Annotated in this window: 18 protein-coding genes; 13 read left to right on the top strand and 5 right to left on the bottom strand. The window is 69.9% G+C overall.

The window, feature by feature from the left end; all coding sequences use genetic code 11:
- Positions 1–27 precede the first annotated feature (27 nt).
- Both IE302_RS10160 and rocD read right to left on the bottom strand, forming a co-directional pair.
- Positions 28–1389 carry a DUF2252 domain-containing protein gene (locus tag IE302_RS10160; RefSeq protein ID WP_191254125.1) on the bottom strand — a complete coding sequence of 454 codons (1362 nt, stop codon included), beginning with the start codon at positions 1387–1389 and terminating at the stop codon, positions 28–30.
- A gap of 31 nt (positions 1390–1420) precedes the next feature.
- Positions 1421–2623 carry an ornithine--oxo-acid transaminase gene (gene rocD / locus IE302_RS10155; protein ID WP_191254122.1) on the bottom strand — a complete coding sequence of 401 codons (1203 nt, stop codon included), beginning with the start codon at positions 2621–2623 and terminating at the stop codon, positions 1421–1423.
- A gap of 156 nt (positions 2624–2779) precedes the next feature.
- Here rocD and IE302_RS10150 point away from each other — a divergent pair, with 156 nt between their 5' ends.
- Genes IE302_RS10150 through IE302_RS10140 form a run of 3 tightly spaced genes read left to right on the top strand, consistent with a single transcriptional unit; the run spans position 2780 to position 6719 of the window.
- Complete coding sequence (locus IE302_RS10150) at positions 2780–3634, top strand: PPK2 family polyphosphate kinase (protein ID WP_191254120.1); 855 nt, start codon at positions 2780–2782, stop codon at positions 3632–3634.
- 20 nt (positions 3635–3654) lie between these two features.
- On the top strand, positions 3655–5769 hold the full coding sequence (locus IE302_RS10145; protein WP_191254118.1) for a S9 family peptidase: 2115 nt from the start codon (positions 3655–3657) through the stop codon (positions 5767–5769).
- Positions 5766–6719: an LLM class F420-dependent oxidoreductase gene (locus tag IE302_RS10140; RefSeq protein WP_191254116.1), complete on the top strand. Its 954-nt coding sequence runs from the start codon at positions 5766–5768 to the stop codon at positions 6717–6719. The genes IE302_RS10145 and IE302_RS10140 overlap by 4 nt, the downstream gene beginning before the upstream one ends.
- An 81-nt stretch (positions 6720–6800) precedes the next feature.
- Here the strand turns inward: IE302_RS10140 and IE302_RS10135 are convergent, their stop codons facing one another.
- Positions 6801–7877: an NAD(P)/FAD-dependent oxidoreductase gene (locus IE302_RS10135; RefSeq protein ID WP_191254114.1), complete on the bottom strand. Its 1077-nt coding sequence runs from the start codon at positions 7875–7877 to the stop codon at positions 6801–6803.
- Positions 7878–7964: 87 nt separating this feature from the next.
- Here IE302_RS10135 and IE302_RS10130 point away from each other — a divergent pair, with 87 nt between their 5' ends.
- Positions 7965–8390 (top strand): MarR family winged helix-turn-helix transcriptional regulator, encoded by a 426-nt coding sequence (locus tag IE302_RS10130; RefSeq protein WP_005157124.1) that lies wholly within the window; start codon positions 7965–7967, stop codon positions 8388–8390.
- Between the two features lie 16 nt (positions 8391–8406).
- Here the strand turns inward: IE302_RS10130 and crcB (IE302_RS10125) are convergent, their stop codons facing one another.
- Both crcB (IE302_RS10125) and crcB (IE302_RS10120) read right to left on the bottom strand, forming a co-directional pair.
- Positions 8407–8781 (bottom strand): fluoride efflux transporter CrcB, encoded by a 375-nt coding sequence (gene crcB / locus IE302_RS10125; protein ID WP_191254112.1) that lies wholly within the window; start codon positions 8779–8781, stop codon positions 8407–8409.
- Positions 8778–9188 carry a fluoride efflux transporter CrcB gene (crcB, locus tag IE302_RS10120; RefSeq protein ID WP_191254110.1) on the bottom strand — a complete coding sequence of 137 codons (411 nt, stop codon included), beginning with the start codon at positions 9186–9188 and terminating at the stop codon, positions 8778–8780. Before crcB (IE302_RS10120) ends, crcB (IE302_RS10125) begins: the two co-directional genes overlap by 4 nt.
- A gap of 171 nt (positions 9189–9359) precedes the next feature.
- Between crcB (IE302_RS10120) and IE302_RS43065 the strand changes: the two genes are divergently transcribed.
- The 9 genes from IE302_RS43065 (at position 9360) to IE302_RS10080 (ending at position 19577) form a co-directional block, all read left to right on the top strand.
- Complete coding sequence (locus IE302_RS43065) at positions 9360–9491, top strand: hypothetical protein (protein WP_005157133.1); 132 nt, start codon at positions 9360–9362, stop codon at positions 9489–9491.
- The gene (locus IE302_RS10115) at positions 9492–10673 is read left to right on the top strand and encodes a cupin domain-containing protein (protein ID WP_191254108.1); all 1182 of its coding nucleotides are present in this window, start codon (positions 9492–9494) and stop codon (positions 10671–10673) included. It begins immediately after the preceding gene.
- 85 nt (positions 10674–10758) lie between these two features.
- Positions 10759–11706, top strand: coding sequence for a ferredoxin family protein (locus IE302_RS10110; RefSeq protein WP_191254106.1), 948 nt, complete (start codon positions 10759–10761; stop codon positions 11704–11706).
- A gap of 161 nt (positions 11707–11867) precedes the next feature.
- Positions 11868–13772, top strand: coding sequence for an intein-containing Rv2578c family radical SAM protein (locus IE302_RS10105; RefSeq protein ID WP_191254104.1), 1905 nt, complete (start codon positions 11868–11870; stop codon positions 13770–13772).
- Positions 13773–13964: 192 nt separating this feature from the next.
- A complete protein-coding gene (gene merB / locus IE302_RS10100; RefSeq protein ID WP_191254102.1) occupies positions 13965–14543 on the top strand; it encodes an organomercurial lyase in 579 nt (192 codons plus the stop codon).
- Between the two features lie 130 nt (positions 14544–14673).
- The gene (gene aspS / locus IE302_RS10095) at positions 14674–16446 is read left to right on the top strand and encodes an aspartate--tRNA ligase (protein ID WP_191254100.1); all 1773 of its coding nucleotides are present in this window, start codon (positions 14674–14676) and stop codon (positions 16444–16446) included.
- Positions 16446–17387: a DUF389 domain-containing protein gene (locus tag IE302_RS10090; protein ID WP_191254098.1), complete on the top strand. Its 942-nt coding sequence runs from the start codon at positions 16446–16448 to the stop codon at positions 17385–17387. Before aspS ends, IE302_RS10090 begins: the two co-directional genes overlap by 1 nt.
- 78 nt (positions 17388–17465) lie before the next feature.
- Positions 17466–18653 (top strand): phosphotransferase, encoded by a 1188-nt coding sequence (locus IE302_RS10085; RefSeq protein ID WP_191254096.1) that lies wholly within the window; start codon positions 17466–17468, stop codon positions 18651–18653.
- Positions 18654–18728: 75 nt separating this feature from the next.
- A complete protein-coding gene (locus IE302_RS10080; RefSeq protein ID WP_191254094.1) occupies positions 18729–19577 on the top strand; it encodes an SGNH/GDSL hydrolase family protein in 849 nt (282 codons plus the stop codon).
- Positions 19578–19619 lie beyond the last annotated feature (42 nt).

The following is a 19619-nucleotide window of genomic DNA, read 5'->3' as shown; positions in this document are numbered from 1 at the left end:
TCGACTAAATGCGTGGGGCGCGAGGGGTCAGAGGGCGGCGAAGGTCTTGTGGTCCGCTTCGGTCTGATCCGCGTACCGCACCGCGTACGCCCCGATGGCCTCGTCGAGGTCTTCGTCGTCCTCGAAGTACCCCGCGAGCATCCGAGGATGCAGTGACCGCGCGTGCGCCCGCGCCAGCAGCGCGCCCGCCAGACGGCCGTAGTCGTCGAGGTGGTCCTTCTTCAGCTCTGCCGGATCGATGTCGCCCTTGAGGTTGCGGAACTGCCGCACGATGTACGGCACGCCGTCGATGGTCGTCCAGCCGAGCAGGATGTCGGTTTCGGCCTGCACGAGCCGCGCGCCTTCGACGATCCGGCGGCCTTCGTGCTCGGGCGCGGCCAGGCCGAGATACGGCGCGAGCGCCGACGGATTGGCCTGCTTCACTTGCAGGACAAGGTCTTCGCCGCTGTTCCCGTGGAGCAGCGCGACATAGCTGCGCAGTCCGACGCTGCCGGTGCCGACCACCCGGAAGGCCACATCGGACACCCGGTAGCGCGAGATCAGCGTCCGCCGCGACTCGCGCAACGTGTCCACATAGGACACCAGGCCGGTGACGACCGCTTCCGCCGTCGCGTCGTCGACGTGGGTGAGCACCGGCGGGTCTTCCACGAACCGGTGCCGTTCGAGGCCGGTCTCGCGATCGTCGATCCGCCGGGTCCACTTTGCGGTGACCTTGGCGCTGGTGTTCTTCCGCGCCTTCTCGGCCGCTTCCTCGAAGTCGTCGATCAGGTCGTGCGCGCGGACCTTGCTCAGCACCGACGCGTCCGGCAGCGCGTTCCACGACCGCAGGAACGGCAGTTCCGCCAGGCCCCGGATCGTGCGGCGGTACGACTTCACGGCGTCCTCGGCGGCCTCACGGCAGCCCGACTCGCCGATGCCGCCCTCGCGCCCGGCCAGCACGAGACTCGCCGCGAGCCGTTTGAGGTCCCATTCCCACGGGCCCGGCACGGATTCGTCGAAATCGTTGATGTCCATGACGATCTGGCCTTCGGGCGTGCCGTACAGCCCGAAGTTCGCGGCGTGCGCGTCCCCGCACAGCTGCGCCGTCAGCCCGGACGCCGGGGAGCCCGCCAGATCGGCGGCCATCAGCCCGGCGGCCCCGCGGTAGAAAGTGAACGGCGACGCGAGCATGCGCTCACGCCGCAGTTCCACCAGCTCCGGCAGACGGCCTTCGTTGGTCCGCGCGAAGAACTCGGCCACGCCGGGGCGGCCGTCGCCCGCCGCCGCGTGATCGTGCGCGGACGACGGCGCCTTGTCCCGCAGTGCCTTGCCCTTCGCGAACCAGTCCTCCGGCGTCACCGTCTCGGTGCCGACCAGCGGCCGCTCCACCCACTCCCGCGCTTCTCCCATGGACAGCCAACGTACCGGCCGCCCGAAAGGTTCACCGGGTCCTGACGACCTCCGTGATCGCGTCGATACCCCGGTCGAGTTCCTCGCGGCTGATCACCAGTGGTGGCGCGATCCGCAGCGTGTGGTCGTGCGTCTCCTTGCACAGCACGCCGCGTTCGGCCAGCGCGGTGGACGCCTCCCGGCCGGTCGGCCCGCCGGGCGCGATGTCGATGCCCGCCCAGAGCCCGCGCCCGCGGACCTCGGCCAGCCCGTTCCCGACCAGTTCGCCGAGCCGGGAGTGCAGGTGGGCGCCCAGTTCCCGCGAGCGCTCCTGGAACTCGCCGGTCTTGAGCAGCCCGACCACGGCCCGTCCGATCGCGCAGGCGACCGGGTTCCCGCCGAAGGTGGAGCCGTGCTCGCCGGGCTGGAGCACCCCGAGCACGTCCTTGCCGCCGACCACGGCCGAGACCGGCATGATCCCGCCGCCGAGCGCCTTGCCCAGGGTGTAGACGTCGGCGCGCACGCCCTCGTGGTCCAGGGCGAGGACCGTGCCGGTGCGCGCGAGACCGGACTGGATCTCGTCGGCGATCAGCAGGACGTTGTGCTCGTCGCACAGCCGCCGCGCCTCGGCGAAGTAGCCGGCGGGCGGCACGATCACGCCCGCCTCGCCCTGCACCGGCTCCAGCAGGATCGCGGCGGTGCGCTCGGTGATGGCGTCGCGCAGCGCTTCGGCGTCGCCGTACTTGACGGTGACGAAGCCCGGGGTGAACGGGCCGAAGTCGGCGCGCGCGGTCTCGTCGGTGGAGAAGGACACGATGGTGGTCGTGCGGCCGTGGAAGTTCGAGCCGGCGACGACGATCTCGGCGGTCCCGTCGGGGACGCCCTTGACCCGGTACGCCCACTTGCGGGCGATCTTCACCGCGGATTCGACGGCCTCCGCGCCGGAGTTCATCGGCAGGGTCATCTCGGTACCGGTCAGCTCGGCGAGTTCCCGGCAGAACAGTCCGAGCTGGTCGTGGTGGAAGGCGCGTGAGGTCAGCGTCACCCGGCCGAACTGTTCGACCGCGGCGGCGATCAGCCCCGGGTGGCGGTGCCCGAAGTTCAGCGCGGAGTAGCCGGAGAGGAAGTCGAGGTAGGTCTTGCCCTCGACGTCGGTGACCGAAGCGCCTTCGGCGGTGGCGATCACCACGGGCAGGGGGTGGTAATTGTGCGTGCTCCACTGCTCGTCGAGCGCGATGAAGTCGGCGGTCGTCATGCGTTCAGGTTAGATGCCGCAGTGGTGGACTTCATCCGGGAAACGTTGCTTTGACCCGTTGTTCGTTGCGTATCGACTCGTTCGAGCGAAGAAATCATGCAGACGCGTACTTGATCACCGCAGGCGCGGGAGCCGGACCGCGGTTATCGTCGCCGGATGGCGAAAAAGGACACCGTCTCCGTCCGGGACACGCTGAGGATCGGCAAGGGAACCGAGCGGCACGACCCGGGCACGTTCCCGATCGGGCCGAAGAAGAAGCCCAAGGCGCTCGAAGAACTCGCCGACGCCGGGGCCAGGCTCGCGAAGCTGCAGGAGGCCCTTTACGCCGAGGGCGTCGGCGGTGGGAGCCGGAGCCTGCTGCTGGTCCTGCAGGGGATGGACACCTCCGGCAAGGGCGGCACGGTGGGACACGTCCTCGGCCTGGTCAACCCGATGGGTGTGCGGTACGCGGGGTTCAAGAAGCCGACCGCGGCCGAGCGGCGCCACCACTACCTGTGGCGGATCCGCAAGCAGCTCCCCGTGCCCGGGCAGGTCGGCGTCTTCGACCGCTCCCATTACGAGGACATCCTGGTCCCGCGGGTGCAGAAGCTGGTGCCCGCCGCGGAATGGCGGAAGCGCTACGCCGAGATCAACGCGTTCGAGGAGGAGCTCACCGACGCGGGCACGACGGTCGTGAAGGTCTTCCTCGACATCTCGCCGGAGGAGCAGCTGAAGCGGCTCAAGGCGAGGCTGGAGACCCCGGCGAAGTGGTGGAAGTACAACCCCGCCGACCTCGACGCGCGTGCCCAATGGAACGACTACCAGAAGGCCTACGCCGACATCTTCGCCAAGACCTCGACGGCGACCGCGCCCTGGTATACCGTCCCCGCCGACCACAAGTGGTACCGCAACTACCTGGTCGCGCGGCTGCTGATCGAGACGATCGAGGCGATGGACCCGAAGTTCCCGCCCGCCGGCTTCGATCCCGAGACGGAGCTCAAGAAGCTCGAAGGCGTTGGCGTACCCGCTTGATCTTCTGAAAGAGTGCGGAGGTGACCGACACCAGCTTCGAAGATCTCCCGTTCCTCCGTCGTCAGGCCCGTACTCAGCGCTTCACCCTCGGCGCGCCGAAAGAGTTCAAGGTCGCCCCGGACGGCTCCCGTGTCCTGTTCCTGCGGTCCGAGTCCGGCACCGACCCGCGGCACAGCCTGTGGTCGTTCGACGTCGCGTCGGGCGAGGAGACGAAGCTGGTCGACGCGGCCGAGCTGCTGCCCGGTGAAGAAGACCTGCCGCCCGAGGAGCGGGCCCGCCGCGAGCGCAGCCGGGAGACCGGCGGTGGCGTGGTCGGCTACGCGGTCGACGCCGCCTTCACCGTCGCCGCGTTCTCGCTCTCGGGCAAGCTGCACACCCTCGATCTGGTCACCGGCGAAGTGTCCGTGCTGGTCGAGGGCTCGGTCGTCGACCCGCGGCCCAGCCCGGACGGCGCTCACGTCGCCTATGTCCGCGACCGGCGGCTGCGGGTGATCGACCGGGCCACCGGCGCGGACCGCGCGCTCGTCGAGGAAGACGGCGAGGACATCGCCTGGGGGCTCGCGGAGTTCATCGCGGCCGAGGAGATGGGCCGCACGCGGGGGTACTGGTGGGCCCCGGACGGGAAGAGCCTGCTGGTCGAGCGGTCCGACAGGGCTGAGGTGCCGCGCTGGACGATCGCCGATCCGGCCAACCCGCAGTCGGCGGCGAACGTCGTCGCGTATCCGGCGGCGGGGACGACGAACGCGGACGTGACGCTGGCGATCCTCGGCCTCGACGGCTCGCGCGTGGACGTCGCCAAGACCGACTGGGAGTACCTGGCGGCGGTCCACTGGTCGGCGGCGGGCAAGCCGCTGCTGTCCGTGCAGTCGCGGGACCAGCGCACGCTGGAGATCCAGGCGGTCGACCCGGCGACCGGCTCGGTCGAGGTGCTGCACACCGAGACCGACGAGTGCTGGGTCGAACTCGCCGCGGGTGTCCCGGCGTGGACCGCCGACGGGCGTCTGGTGCGCGAGAGCGCCGCCGACGGCGACCACCGGCTGGTCGTCGACGGGGTCGCGGTCACCCCGCCCGGACTGCAGGTGCGGTCGGTCCTGCACGTCGGCGACGAGGTGCTGTTCAGCGCGTCGGAAGCCGACCCGACGCAGATCCACGTCTTCCGCACCGAAGGCGGCGAGCTCCGCCGTCTGTCCGCTGAGGACGGTGTGCACGTCGGGTCCGGGAACGCTTCGCTGGCCGTGCTTTCGTCGTGGAGCCTGGAACGCAGCGGCCCGGTGGTGACCCTCGTCTCCGGTGAGAAGACGGTGGCGCGCATCGGTTCCCACACCGTCGACCCCGACGTCGTCCCGAACCTGACCTGGCTGACGCTGGGGGAGCGGGGCCTGCGGGCCGCGCTGGTGCTGCCGACCGGGTACGAGGAGAGCGAAGGCAAGCTCCCGGTGCTGCTCGACCCGTACGGCGGGCCGCACGCCCAGCGTGTCCTGCAGACCCGCAACGCCTTCCTGACCCCGCAATGGCTGGCGGACCAGGGGTTCGCGGTGCTGGTCGCCGACGGTCGCGGGACACCGGGCCGGGGTTCCGCCTGGGAGAAGGAGATCGCGGGCAAACTCGCCGACGTCACCCTCGCCGACCAGGTCGACGCCCTGCACGCGGCGGCCGAACTGCGTCCGGAACTGGACCTGGAGCGGGTCGCGATCCGCGGCTGGTCCTACGGCGGCTACCTGTCCGCGCTGGCCGTCCTGCGCCGCCCGGACGTCTTCCACGCCGGTGTCGCGGGCGCTCCCGTGACCGACTGGTCGTTGTACGACACGCACTACACCGAGCGCTACCTCGGGCTTCCGCAGAAGGACACGGCCTCGTACGAGCACAACTCGTTGATCGCCGGCGCCGGTGACCTTTCCCGGGCACTGCTGATCGTCCACGGGCTGGCCGACGACAACGTTTTCGTCGCCCACTCGTTGCGCCTTTCGTCGGCACTGCTGGCCAAGGGACGTCCGCACGTGTTCCTGCCGCTGGCCGGCGCGACGCATATGACGCCGCAAGCCGAAGAGGTCGCGGAGAACCTGATGCGCACGCAGGTGGACTGGATCGTGCGCGAGCTGTCCGGTGACGCGGTCAAGAGCGAGGAGAACGCATGAAACGGTGGGGCATCACCATTCCGCTGACCGGGGTGCCGCTCGCGGCGCACCAGGAAATGGTGCGGGAACTGCCGGACCTCGGCTACACCGACGCGTGGTCGGCCGAGACGGCGGGCAACGACGCCTTCACCCCGCTCGTGCTCGCCTCGCAGTGGGCGCCGCAGCTGCGGCTGGGCACCGCGATCGTGCCGGTGTACACGCGCGGGCCCGGGTTGCTGGCGATGAGCGCGGCGACCGTCGCGGAACTGGCGCCCGGCCGGTTCGTGCTCGGCATCGGCGCGTCGTCGCCGGTGATCGTGAAGAACTGGAACGCCGCCGAGTTCGAGGCGCCGTTCGCACGGTCACGGGACACCCTGCGGTTCCTGCGGTCGGCGCTGGCGGGGGAGAAGGTCTCCGAGGAGTACGAGTCCTTCTCCGTCAGCAAGTTCCGGCTGGAACGGCCCGCCGACCCGCCGCCGTCGATCATGCTCGCCGCGCTGCGGCCGGGGATGCTGCGGCTGGCCGCGAAAGAGGCCGACGGTGCCATCACCAACTGGCTCGCCGCCTCCGACGTGCCGAAGGTGCGGGCCGAAATCGGCCCCGACGTCGAGCTGGCCGCACGGATCTTCGTCTGCCCCACCGAGGACAAGGCCGCCGCGCGCGGGCTCGGCCGGATGCTCATTTCGAGCTACCTGACCGTGCCGGTGTACGCGGCGTTCCACGACTGGCTTGGCCGCGGCGAGGCGCTCGCGCCGATGCACGAAGCCTGGGCCGCGGGTGACCGGCAGAAGGCGAACCAGGTCATCCCGGACCAGGTCGTCGACGACCTGATCGTCCACGGCAGTCTCGACTCGTGCCGCGAGCAGGTCCAGTCCTATGTGGACAACGGGCTGACGACGCCGATCATCGCGCTGCTGCCGACGGGTGAGGATCCGTTCGCGCACGTGCGGGGTCTGGCTCCTCGCTCCTGATCGGGTCACCGGCTGCTATGAAGGACGCTTTCATTGCAAAATTTGCAATGAAAGCGTCCTTCATAGCGCGCGTGGGGGCACTCAGCCGACGTTGAACAGCTCGTCGTACCGCGAGGCCATCATGTGCGACCCCTTGATCTCCGACGTCGTCGCCGCGTCCAGGATCCCGGCCTCCTCCGCGTAGGTCGCGCCGCCGGAAGGTCCGAGCGGCAACGAGATCATCGGCCCGCCCGGGGTGTGGGTCCGCAGCTCGCCGCCCTCGATCAGCGCCCGGATGTTGGCCACGACGACCTCCGCGTGGTCACCGGCCACCTTCGCCAGTTTCCCTTCCGGCAGCGCGGTGATGTCACCGAGCGCGAACACCCGCGGCTGCCCTGGGAGACGCAGGTCGGCGTCCACGGTCACCTGTCCGTCCGGCCGGCGCGCGGAAGCGAGGGAGCCGTCGAGGTACGCGGTGTGCGGCGCGCCGCCGTAGCACTGGAACCACAGGTCGGCGGTCACCTCTCCGCCCGAGCTCAACGAAGCGGTGAACGTCTTCGCCTGCCCCGGCTCCGAGACCGGCGCCTCGGCCAGCGAAGTGCCGAGCAGGAGTTCGACGCCCAGTTCGCCGAGCTGGCGCCGGATCTCCGCGCGGAACTCCACCGGGAACCCGGGCAGGATCTCCTGTGCCGGGTCGACGATCGTCACGGCCTTCTCCGGCCACACCGCCTTGATCTCGCCCGCCAGTTCGAGGCCCACCGGGCCCGCGCCGAGCAGCAGCACCCTCTCCGCGCCCGCGAGTTCCTCCCGGGTGGCCCGGATCTTCGCCTTCGCCGAAGCGCTGTCCTGGAAATCGATCTTCGCCGGGAACGGGTACGCCGAACCGGTCGCCAGCACGACGTAGTCCGGTGTGAGCCGCTCGCCCGACGCGAGGGTGACGCCGTCCTGGTCCACTCTCACCGCGCGGTCGCGGAGCACCCGTCCGCGTTCGAGAAGCCGGGCGTACGGGTAGAAAAGCCGATCCGTCCACTCGGGATCGACGAGTCCCCGCAACGCGGCGACGTGGTGGACGAAGTCCTCGCGTGGTTCGACGAGGACGACGTCGGCGATCGGGTCCAGTTCCTTCGCGACGGTGGTCCCGCCGTATCCCCCGCCGATGACGGCCACGGTCTTGCTCATGGGAGTCCCCTAGTTCGTAGTACGTAATGTTGGTACTGCGAACTACAGTAGTTCGTACTCCGAACCATCGTCAAGTAGACTGCGGATATGACCACGGCCGAAGACCTCGGATTCGCGACGGCGCTGGTGCGGCTTTCGCATCTGGTGCAGCGGGCTTTCATCGACGTCGGCCGGTCCCACGACCTCACGCCGCAGCAGGCGCAGCTGCTCTGCGTGCTGGCCCAGGGGGAGACCGGCGTCGGGATGACCGAGCTCGGCAAGATGCTCAACCTGGAGAAATCCAGTGTCACCGGGTTGGTGGACCGGGTGCAGCGGCGCGCGCTCGTCGAGCGGGTCGCGGATTCCTGCGATCGCCGCGCGCTCAAGATCACGCTGACCGAAGAGGGCCTCCGGCTCGCGAACGCCGCTCACGAAGGCGTCGTCGACAAGCTGGAGGAGATGGCGGCCGGTCTCCCGGCCGAGCAGCGCGAGGCGATCGCGGCGGCCGCGTGGCGGATGGCGCCCGAAGACTGACCGCCCGAAGACCGGCTCAGTGCCAGACGGCGGCGGCGAGCAGGAGGCCCGCCGCCGCGGCGCCGATCCCGGCGGCCATCGTGAGGCCGACGTTCAGCACGGCGCGCGCCCGCGTCTTCTCGGTGAACAGGCGCAGCGTTTCGTAGCCGAAGGTCGAGAACGTCGTGAGCCCGCCGCAGAAGCCGACGGCCAGCAGCGCGCGGATCCCGTCCGGCTCGCCGCCGTGCAGCGCCCAGCCGGTGAGGACGCCCAGGATCGCCGAGCCCGCGATGTTGACCGTCAAGGTGCCCCACGGGAAGGTGGCGCCTCGCCACGTCCGCACCCGCAGATCGGTCAGGAAACGCAGGATCGCGCCGAGGCCGCCGCCGAGCGCGACGAAAAGGACGGTCATTTCTTCACCGCCCGGGTGATCTCGTGCCCGGCGTAGACCGCTACCAAGGCGGCCGCGACCGTGCCGGACGCGTACGCCAACCCGGTGAACGGACGCCCGTTCGTCACGAGATCGAGTGTGTCCGTCGCGTAGGTCGAAAACGTGGTGTAGCCGCCCAGGATCCCGACTCCCAGGAACGGCCGCAGCAGCCGGTGCGGGTCGGTCGTCGCGCTCAGCAGCGCCATCAGGACGCCGATCAGCAGGCAGCCGGAAACGTTGGTGGTGAAGGTGGAAAGCGCGAATCGACCCGGAGAATGCGGGATCGCGACCGACAGCCCGTAGCGCGCCAGGCTGCCCAGCGCGCCACCCGCGCCGACGGCCGCGAGCACGTCCCAGCGCGGTCGGGCGAAGGATGCCGGATCAGCCATGGATGGCAGCTTAGAACCGCTGTCCGGGTGAACTCGCGCCACGGTGTCGAAGATCGCTCACAAGACCGTTTTTCCCTGCTGGACAGTGAATTTTCCCGAAACGTGTCGTAGGCTTGGCGGCGCTCCAGGCCGATTTTCGGTCCGTCCGCTCGTCTGAGAAAAGGTGGCAGGATGGCACAGGAACAGTCAGGTACGCAGGCTCCCGACAGCGGTTTGCTGCTGGAGGTCGAGAAGATCCCGACCGCGGTCGACCGCGGGAAGGCCAACGGCGCGGCCGCCGACAACGACGGTAACGACGGCTGAGTGCCCGGAACGCCGACACTGGCTGACCTCGTGGCTCCGCTCGGGGTCAGCCAGTTCTTCCGAGACGTCCAGGGCGAGACCTATCGCCGTTTCGAAGGCCCCGCCGGCCGGTTCGCCGACCTGCTGCCGTGGCCCGCGCTGAACGCGATCCTCCGGCAGCATCGCCTGGAGTTCCCGCGGCTGCGCCTGGCCCTCGACGGCACCCCGGTGCCGATGGAGAGCTACACCGATCTCGTCCCCACCCGCCGCAGTGGCACCGTCCCCCGCCTGCAGGCCGCTCCGTTCACCGAGCACCTCCGCGGCGGCGCGACGATGGTGCTCGACGCCATCCAGGAACTCAGCGACCCGATCGGCGACCTCGCCAGGGGGCTCGAACACGACCTCCGCGAGAGCGTCCAGGTCAACCTGTACGCGGGCTGGGGTGTCACCCACGGCTTCGACGTGCACTGGGACGACCACGACGCGTTCATCATCCAGGTCGCCGGCCGCAAACGCTGGCGGATGCACGGCCCGACCAGGCCCGCCCCGCTGCACCGCGACGTCGAGCAGCCCGAGCGGCCCGGTGAGCCGATCGACGATTTCATCCTCGAAGACGGGGATGTCCTCTATGTCCCGCGCGGGCACTGGCACGACGTCACCGCGGTGGGGGAGATGTCGCTGCACCTCACGCTCGGGTTCAGCCCGGCCACCGGGATCGACCTGGTGTCCTGGCTCGCCGACAAGCTGCGGTCCAGCACCGCGTTCCGTCAGGACCTCCCGAGGTTCGGGACGGAAGAGGACCGCGCGGCCCGTGCCGCCGCCCTGCGCGCGGAACTGGAAACCGCGCTGACCGGCGACGTCGTCGACCGGTTCCTCGCCGAGCGCGACTCGTCGGCCCCGGCGCATCCGCGGGTCGGGCTGCCCTGGGCGGCGACCCCGGACCTGTTGCCGGACGGCGACGAGACCGAGGTCCGGTTCCTGGTCCCGAGGGCGGTGCTCGAAGAGAGCGATGGCAGGGTGACCTTGCTCGCGGACGGCAAGCGGTTCGTTTTCGCGGGTGCCGCGGCCCCGCTGCTGAAGGCGCTGATCGACGGCACACCGCAGGCCATCAAGCGACTCGCCGAGCTGTCCGAACTCGATCGGGGGACCGTCCGGGCCTTCCTCGGCGAGCTCACCACGCAGGGACTTCTCTCGATCGGCTGAATCTCACAGGAGACGGCAAGTGTGAAGGGAGCTCGGACGGGGTAAGCTAAGGCATGCCTAAGGTGAAGTCCGGAGCGGTCAGCCGATGACCGCTCAGCTTTCGGACACTCCAGCGCCGCCCGCCGCGTTGCCGGGCTGCGCGACCGTCGCGCGCATGCTGGGCGCGAGCCCCGCCGGCACCGCGGCCGACATGCGCTGCTGGCTGCTCATCGAGCAGCCGGGTCCCTGGCCCGCGGACGCGCTGGAAAACGTCCTCGATGAGGCTTTCCCCGCCGAGCGCCGCGAGCTGCTCGAGAGCCTGAGACGGTCACACGGGCTCCGGCCGCTGCTGATCCGCCGCCCCGGCAAACACCAGCGAGATCCGGATCGACCCCGTTCCGTGTACGTCGGCGGGGGCGAACCGGGCAACCGCTGGCTGGAACGCCTGGAGATCCACGACCTGAGCGAACTGGCCGAACTGGACCTCGACCTGGTCGTGGACGGTGTCGGCGGGCTCGGCGAACGAGTGGACGGACCGCTGTTCCTGGTCTGCACGCACGGCACCAAGGACATGTGCTGCGCGGTACTCGGGCGCCCGCTGGCCTCGGCGCTCAACACCAACCATCCGGGTCGCTCCTGGGAGGTCAGCCACGTCGGCGGCGACCGCTGGGCGGGCAACCTCCTCGTGGTCCCCGACGGCTTCCTGCACGGCCAGCTCAATCCGGCCGAGGCGGCGCTGGTCGCCAAGGCCGCCCTGCGCGGGCACGTCGAACCGGAGCAGCTCCGCGGCCGGACCTCCGCCCGGACGGCGTGGGCGCAGTTCGCCGAGATCGCGATCCGGCGGCAGCTCGATCTGTCCGGTTTGGACGACGTGCTCGCCGTCCAGGAGGAGCCGCTGCTCGAATCCGACGCCCGGGTGGTCACCGTGCGCGGCGGCGAGGACTTCTACTCGGTGACCGTGCGGCGCCGGTCGGCGACGCCGCGCGGGCAGAGCCGGTGCGCGGGACTGATCCAGCCTGCTGGGTACGTCACGGACGAGATTGAGAAGCTGTGAGGCTTCTGGCTCGCGTTTAGTCCTCTGGATGCGGTACTTGCACGCGCAACTACCGCATCCAGAGGACGAAACGCGCCATCCAGAGGACTAAACGCGCCGAAGATCACCCGTGTTCGAACACCTGTTTGACACCCGTCTAGAACATGTGTTCGACTGGCTTCGTGCGATGGGATCGACAGCGGGCGGACGGCGGCGAGCCGGTGCTGCCCGGATTGGACGGGTTGCTGCGTTCGGTGCGCACGCCCGAGTTCGACGGCGTCACCTTTCACGAGGTGCACGCCAAATCCGTGCTGAACAAGGTGCCCGAGGGCTCGGGTGTCCCGTTCGGATGGACCGTGAACCCGTACCGCGGCTGTTCGCACGCGTGTACGTACTGCCTCGAAGGCGGCACGCCGGTCCTGATGGCCGACGGCCGGACGAAGCCGCTGGCGGACCTGGCGCCGGGCGACGCGATCTACGGGACGCGCGGGCGCGGCGCGGGCAGGCGCCTGGTGTCGACGGAGGTGCTCGCGCACTGGTCGACGCTGAAACCGGCGTACCGCGTGACCCTCGACGACGGAACGTCCATCGTGGCCAGTGGCGACCACCGTTTCCTGACCGGCCGCGGGTGGAAGCACGTCACCGGCACCCGGTTCGGCGCGGCGCAGCGGCCGCATCTGGTCGGGGGCACCGAACTCGTCGGCGTCGGGAAACTCGTCCGCACCCCGGACGACACCCTCGGCTACCGTGCCGGGTTCCTCTGCGGGATGTTGCGCTCCGGCGGTTTCTCGGCCGAGAAGGACGCCGCGGACCGTGCGCTCAAGTACCTGCCCGACTTCGGCGCGTCGGTCGGCTTCGTGCAGGTGCCGCCGTCGCCGGATTCCCATTGGCAGCGCGGATTCCTGGCGGGACTGTTCGACCTCGCCGGGAGCTACCGGCACGGCGCGCTGCGCGTCACCCATGACGAGCAGGACATCGTCTCGACCTTCTGCGCGGCTCTCGACAACTTCGGCTTCCGTTACGTCAAAACCGAAAATGTCAAGTTCCGTCCGTTGTGGACGGTGCAGCTGCTCGGCGGGCCGTCGGAGGAGCTGCGGTTCTTCCACCTCGCCGATCCCGCCGTCGGCTGGAAACGGTCGCTCGACGGGCTCGCGATCGGCCGGACCAGGCGGAAGGTGTCGTCCATCGAAGCGCTCGGCATCGAGCTGCCGCTGTTCGACATCACCACCGGAACCGGCGACTTCATCGCCGACGGCATGGTCACGCACAACTGCTTCGCGCGGAACACCCACACTTACCTGGATTTCGACGCCGGCCGCGACTTCGACACGCAGGTGATCGTGAAGGTCAACGCGCCCGAAGTGCTGGCGGCGCAGCTGCGGCGACCGAGCTGGAGCCGCGAGCACGTCGCGATGGGCACGAACACCGATCCCTATCAGCGTGCCGAAGGCCGGTACAAGCTGATGCCGCGCATCATCACCGCGCTCGCGGATTCGGGCACACCGCTGTCCATCCTGACGAAGGGGACCGTGCTGGCGCGGGATCTGCCGTTGCTGGAGTCGGTGTCGAAGGACGTGCCCGCCGGGCTGGCGATTTCGCTCGCGTTGCTGGACGAGGATCTGCAGCGCCGCCTCGAACCCGGGACACCGAGCCCGCGGGCGAGGCTCGACCTGATCCGCAAGGCGCGGGACGCCGGGCTGCCGTGTTCGGTACTGGTCGCCCCGGTGCTGCCGTACTTGACCGACTCGGTGGCCGCGCTCGACGCGCTGTTCGCGCGGCTGGCCGAGGCCGGTGCCACGCGGGTCACCGTCCTCCCGTTGCATTTGCGGCCGGGCGCGCGGGAATGGTTCGCGCGCTGGCTCGGCCGCGAGCATCCGGAACTGGTGCCGAAGTACCGGGAGCTGTACTCGCGCGGTGCTTACCTCCCGAAGTCCTATCGGGAGCGGCTGGGCACCCGCGTCGGCCCGTTGCTGCGCCGGCACGGTTTCGGTTCCCGTGCCGATGACGGGGAACGAATGCAAGTGACGATGCCTGTGCAACGGGCGGAGGAGGTGGTGCCCGCCGCGGAACAGCTCAAACTGCTGTGAGGCCGCGCCACTTTTGCCTCTTCCGACCGAAAGATCGTCTCTTTTCGGGCACTGGAGGAAACGTCTTCCCGATCCGCGGCGCGCAATGTGAATCTTCTTACCCCACAACGGATTCGGCCGTTCGGCGCAGTCACTTGGCGGAAATCCTTTTCGTGCTTAATCTCAGAGAAGAGGAAGGCGAGGAGGTGCCTGTTGACCACCCGGACGGATCGCACCGCCGCTGTCCGCATCGCCTGGGCCGCGACCAAGCTGACCAGAGCGGGCAGACACCCCATCGCCATCGGCAGACTCGCCGCCACCGTCGGCATGGACCCCGCCGAGGCCCACCGGCTGATGGATCTGATGGGCTTCGTCATCCGTGACGGCCTGGTCGTGATGGACCGCGGTTCCCGGCCCGGACCGGCCAGGGCGGGCTCGGACCGGTACCAGGTGGACCTGTTCCTGCTGGCCGTCGCCACCGGCGAACCCGTGCACGCGGATTCGGTCTGCCCGGCGACCGGGGCCCGCGTCCGTGTCCACTTCACCCGCGACAGGGTCTTGAGCGTCGACCCGCCGCACGCGGTGGTCGCCGCGTCGCGGTTGTCCGGCATCGACCTCACCCTCGGCCAGGACTACGTCGAGGCGCTGGTCTGCACCCAGTTCTTCGCCTCGAAGGAGGCGGCCGCAGGCTGGCTGCTGGAGAACATCGACGGCAGGGTCCTGTCCGTGCCCGACTACCTGGCTCATACGCGCCGGATGGTCGCGGCGCTGGAAGCGTGGCCGACGATCTGACGAAACGCCGGGTTTGTACCTGGTCGCGAGGCATCCGGGGCGATTCGTTAGCCTTTGACGTCGGCGCAGAGCAGTCGAACCGCAGCGCCGTCGAATCGCAGAATCGTGATGCCGAAGGAGAGCACCCGCAGTGCTTCGCACCCACAAAGCCGGCACCTTGCGTGCCGAGCACGCCGGTCAGACGGTCACCCTCACCGGATGGGTGGCCCGGCGGCGCGATCACGGCGGCGTCATCTTCATCGATCTGCGCGACGCCAGCGGCGTGAGCCAGGTCGTCTTCCGTGAGGGCGAGATGGCCGAGCGCGCCCACCTGCTGCGCTCCGAGTACTGCGTCCGCGTCGTCGGTGAGGTCTCGAAGCGGCCCGAGGGCAACGCCAACGCCGAGATCCCCACCGGCGAGATCGAGGTGCTGGTCACCGAGCTCGAGGTGCTGTCCGAGGCCGCCGTGCTGCCGTTCCCGATCGACGACCGGGTCGACGTCGGCGAGGAGGTGCGCCTCAAGCACCGCTACCTCGACCTGCGCCGCAACGGCCCCGCCGCCGCCATGCGCCTGCGCAGCGAGGTCAACCGCGCCGCCCGTGAGGTGCTGCACGCGCAGGAGTTCGTCGAGGTCGAGACCCCGACCATGACCCGCTCCACCCCCGAGGGCGCCCGCGACTTCGTGGTCCCGGCCCGGCTCAAGCCCGGCTCCTGGTACGCGCTCCCGCAGTCGCCGCAGCTGTTCAAGCAGCTGCTCATGGTCGGCGGGCTCGAACGGTACTACCAGATCGCGCGCTGCTACCGGGACGAGGACTTCCGCGCCGACCGGCAGCCGGAGTTCACCCAGCTCGACATCGAGATGAGCTTCGTCGAGCAGGACGACGTCATCGCCCTCGGCGAGGACATCGTGACCGCGCTGTGGAAGCTGATCGGCGCCGAGATCCCCCGGCCGTTCCGGCGGATCACCTACGCCGAGGCGATGGAGAAGTACGGCTCGGACAAGCCGGACCTGCGCTTCGACCTCGAACTCACCGACATGACGGCGTTCTTCGCCGACACCCCGTTCCGCGTGTTCCAGGCGCCGTACGTCGGCGCCGTCGTGATGGCGGGCGGGGCCGACCAGCCGCGCCGCACCCTCGACGCCTGGCAGGACTTCGCCAAGCAGCGCGGCCACCGCGGTCTCGCGTACATCCTGGTGAACGAGGACGGCACGCTCGGCGGGCCGGTCGCGAAGAACCTGTCGGAGAAGGAGCGCGAGACGGTCGCGGAGGCCGTCGGCGCCAAGCCCGGTGACTGCGTCTTCTTCGCCGCCGGCAAGCCCGCCGACGCGCGTGCGCTGCTCGGCGCCACCCGCCTGGAGATCGGCAGCCGCCTCGGCCTGATCGACGAGAACGCCTGGTCGTTCGTCTGGGTCGTCGACTTCCCGATGTTCATCTCGGCCGACGAGTCCGACGATGTCGCGGTCGGCGGCGGCAAGTGGAAGGCCCTGCACCACGCCTTCACCTCGCCGACCCCGGAGTGGATCGGCAAACTCGCCGACGACCCCGGCAACGCGCTGGCCTACGCCTACGACATCGTCTGCAACGGCAACGAGATCGGCGGCGGCTCCATCCGTATCCACCAGCAGGAACTGCAGAAGCAGGTCTTCGAGCTGATGGGTCTCGGCGAGGAGGAGGCGCAGGAGAAGTTCGGCTTCCTGCTCGACGCCTTCGCCTTCGGCCCGCCGCCGCACGGCGGCATCGCGTTCGGCTGGGACCGCATCGTCATGCTGCTGGCCAAGGCCGACTCGCTGCGTGACGTGATCGCGTTCCCGAAGACCGGTGGCGGGTTCGACCCGCTGACCGCGGCCCCGGCGCCGATCACGCCGGAGCAGCGCAAGGAGGCGGGCATCGACGCCAAGCCCGCGCCGCCCGTCAAGAACTGATGCTCCATCTCAGGGCCGTGTGCCCGCCGGACCGGACCGATGAAGCGATCCGGATCCTGCGGGCACACGCCGGGACCGCGCATCTCATCGTCCATCACGGGGTGGCGGTCTCGCCCGAGGGCGACCTGATCGAGGCCGACGTCGCCCGTGAGGCGGCCGACGAGATCGTCGAGTCGCTGTGCGGGCTCGACCTCGACCACACCGGCGGGATCACGCTCGAAGCCCTCGACACCGCGGTGTCCGACGCCGCGGACAAGGCCGAGGAGGAAGCGCCGGGTGAGGCCGCGGACGCCGTGGTGTGGCAGGAACTCGTCGGCCGCTCTGGCGAGGAGTCCCGGCTCACCTGGACTTTTCAGGCATTCCTGACCATCGCCTGCCTGCTGGCGTCGGTCGGCGTGATCACGAACTCGTCGGTCACCATCGTCGGCGCGATGGTCGTGGGACCGGAATTCGGCCCGCTGGCGGCGATGGCGGTCGGCCTCGTGCTGCGCCGCTGGGATCTCGTGCGGCAGGGCGGGATCGCGCTGCTCGGCGGGTTCCCGATCGCGATGGTGATCACCCTCGGTGTGGTGCTGGTGGGCAACGCCACCGGCGTGCTGGAGGTCAGCAAGCTCGCGGAGAACCACGAAGTCGATTTCGTTTACCAGGTGGGAATCGCGTCCCTCATCGTGGCACTGCTCGCGGGCGCGGCGGGAATGCTTTCCATGACGTCGGCCAAATCGGCCGCGCTCGTGGGTGTCTTCATCTCGGTGACGACTGTGCCCGCGGCCGGGTACGCGGTGGTCGCCGGGGTTGCCGGTCAGTGGGACCGGTGCCTGTATTCGACCGGTCAGCTGCTGGTCAATCTCATCGGAATCGTTGCAGCTGCGGCCATTGTGCTGACATTGCGCCGTCGTGGGCAACGATCGAGGGTGACGGAACGTCCGCTCTCACGCGGGTGAGTCCGGATCGCGCCAGTGCGCGCGGTTGCCCGGATCTCAGTGGTCATGGTTGCTCAGTCACGAGTAGGGTCGGTGGTAATGACAGTCGATACCTCCTCTGCCGACGATTCGACCGTCGGAGCTGGAGCCGAAACCCTCGCCGTCGCGGCCGCGGTCGCCGCCGGCGAGGCGGTCCTTTCACGCCGGTTCGGCAGCACCATCACCCTCGTCGCCCCCGAAGACCTCGCCGGCAGCGGTCCGGCGACGGTGGTGCGGGCGCGGGTGGCGTCGTCACCGTTCGCGCTGCCGCGCACCCTGGTCATCAAGCACTACCCCGATCCACCCGAACCGGGACGGCCCGATCCGTTCGCGCAGGAGGCGGTCAGCTACCAGCTGTTCACCGCGCTCGCCCCGGAGGAGCGGATGTGCCCGGAACTGCTGGCGCACGACGGCCGGGCCCGTGTCCTGGTGATCGAGGACCTCGGCGGCGTTCCGACGCTGCACGACAAGCTCCACGCCCGTGACGCCCGCGGTGCCGAACGCGCGCTCCTGTCCTGGGCCCGGTCGCTCGGCAGGCTGCACGCGAGCACCGCGAGCCGCGAGCCCGATTTCAACGCGCTGCTGCGCCGTCTGGGCGGCCCGGTCAAGAACGAGGACGCGCCGCTGCCCGCGGTCTGCGCGCAGCTTCCGGGGCTGCTGGAGGAACTGCTCGACGTCGAGACGCCGGAGCCGGTGCAGCGGCGGGTCATGGAGGTCGCCGAGCGGGCGGGCTCGCCGTCCTACCGTGCGTTCAGCCCGGTCGATCTCAGCCCGGACAACAACCTCGTGACCAGCGGCGGAGTGCGGTTCCTCGATTTCGAACGCGGCCGGGTGCGCAGCACCCTGATGGACGCGGCGTACCTGCGGCTCCCGTTCGCGTCGAGCGCGGACGCCCTGGCGCTGCCGCCAGGGATGAGCGAGGCGATGATCGCCGCCTGGCGGGCCGAGGTCGTCTCGGTCTGGCCCGCGCTCGCGGACGAGGACGCGCTGGCCGAACACCTGATGGACGGTCAGCTGCTCCTGCTGTGGGTCATCACCTGGGAGATCCTCCCGGAGCTGAACCTGGACCGGCACGCCACGCCGATCAGCCGGGAGGCCGCGCTGGTCACCTGGTGGCGGGAACTGGCCAAGCACTCGCTGCGCGCCCGCCTGACGGACATCTCCGAACACGCCACCCGGGTCGCCGCGGCGCTCGGGGCCAGGCTGGGCCCGCACGCGGACCTCGCGTTCTATCCGGCGTTCCGGTAACCGCCGCACGGACTTTTCGCTCGACCGTCCTCGTCGCGTTACCCAGGGATCACCGCAGGTGAGTCTGCGTGGCCGATGGTGGCTACCGTGACCGTGATCAGTGTCGAAGTCACTCCGTGTCCCGAACCTCTCCTTCCTCCTGCACCGGCCGTACCCCGGTCCGCTCGCAGACTGGTCGTGCTCGGCGATTCCACGGCCGTGGGCCTGGGTGACCCGTTGCCGAACCGCGGCGGCTGGCGCGGGGTCGGCCCGCTCGTCGCCGAGGCCCTGGGCGTCGAACCGGACGGCTACCTGAACCCGTCGTTCACCGGGGCGCGCATGGGGTGCGTGCTGACGAAGCAGCTTCCCGCGGCCGTGGCGCACCAGCCGGACGTCGCGCTGGTGGTGGCGGGCATGAACGACACGCTGCGTCCCGATTTCAGCGCCGAGAAGATCGCCGCGGACCTCACCGAGGTGATCCGGTCGCTGGCCGCCGTCGGCACCACCGTGGTGCCGGTGCGCTACCACGACCACGGCAAGGTGTTCCGCCTCCCGCAGTCGCTGCGGCGGGCGTTGAGCGAGCGGGTGGCCGAGCTGAACGCCGCCATCGAGGGCGTCGTCGAGCGCGAGAGCGTGCCGTGTCTCGACCTCGAACTGCTGCCGGGCGCCTACGACCTGACCGCGTGGAGCGTCGACCGGCTGCACCCGTCGGAACTCGGGCACCGGATGCTGGCGACCGGGTTCACCGAACGGCTCGCCGAGGCCGGCTTCGCGGTGCCGCGGCCGGTCAGCCTGACCTGCTCGGGAGGCGTCGAGCCGAGCACCGCCGGGCACCTCGGCTGGCTGGTGCTCAAGGGCGTCCCGTGGGTGTGGCGACGGGGCCGGGAGTTCGTGCCGTACGCGGCGGTGATCATGTGGCACTCGTTCCGGGAGCGGCTGCGCTGACCTGTGGCCGGAACCGTCGGTGGCTACGGCTACCGTCGACAC

Source organism: Amycolatopsis oliviviridis (genome assembly GCF_014654365.1).
Classification (GTDB): Bacteria; Actinomycetota; Actinomycetes; order Mycobacteriales; family Pseudonocardiaceae; genus Amycolatopsis; species Amycolatopsis oliviviridis.
The sequence above is the reverse complement of the archived record's forward strand: the minus strand, read 5'-3'. Positions and strand labels throughout refer to the sequence as shown.

Coding starts and splice junctions, on each gene's coding strand:
- IE302_RS10135 (WP_191254114.1), bottom strand. CDS start 7,877: ATGAGCAAGACCGTGGCCGTCATCGGCGGGGGATACGGCGGGACCACC.
- IE302_RS10130 (WP_005157124.1), top strand. CDS start 7,965: ATGACCACGGCCGAAGACCTCGGATTCGCGACGGCGCTGGTGCGGCTT.
- IE302_RS10080 (WP_191254094.1), top strand. CDS start 18,729: ATGGTGGCTACCGTGACCGTGATCAGTGTCGAAGTCACTCCGTGTCCC.
- rocD (WP_191254122.1), bottom strand. CDS start 2,623: ATGACGACCGCCGACTTCATCGCGCTCGACGAGCAGTGGAGCACGCAC.
- crcB (WP_191254112.1), bottom strand. CDS start 8,781: ATGACCGTCCTTTTCGTCGCGCTCGGCGGCGGCCTCGGCGCGATCCTG.
- IE302_RS10110 (WP_191254106.1), top strand. CDS start 10,759: ATGACCGCTCAGCTTTCGGACACTCCAGCGCCGCCCGCCGCGTTGCCG.
- IE302_RS10090 (WP_191254098.1), top strand. CDS start 16,446: ATGCTCCATCTCAGGGCCGTGTGCCCGCCGGACCGGACCGATGAAGCG.
- IE302_RS10150 (WP_191254120.1), top strand. CDS start 2,780: ATGGCGAAAAAGGACACCGTCTCCGTCCGGGACACGCTGAGGATCGGC.
- IE302_RS10085 (WP_191254096.1), top strand. CDS start 17,466: ATGACAGTCGATACCTCCTCTGCCGACGATTCGACCGTCGGAGCTGGA.
- crcB (WP_191254110.1), bottom strand. CDS start 9,188: ATGGCTGATCCGGCATCCTTCGCCCGACCGCGCTGGGACGTGCTCGCG.
- IE302_RS10140 (WP_191254116.1), top strand. CDS start 5,766: ATGAAACGGTGGGGCATCACCATTCCGCTGACCGGGGTGCCGCTCGCG.
- IE302_RS10160 (WP_191254125.1), bottom strand. CDS start 1,389: ATGGGAGAAGCGCGGGAGTGGGTGGAGCGGCCGCTGGTCGGCACCGAG.
- IE302_RS43065 (WP_005157133.1), top strand. CDS start 9,360: ATGGCACAGGAACAGTCAGGTACGCAGGCTCCCGACAGCGGTTTGCTG.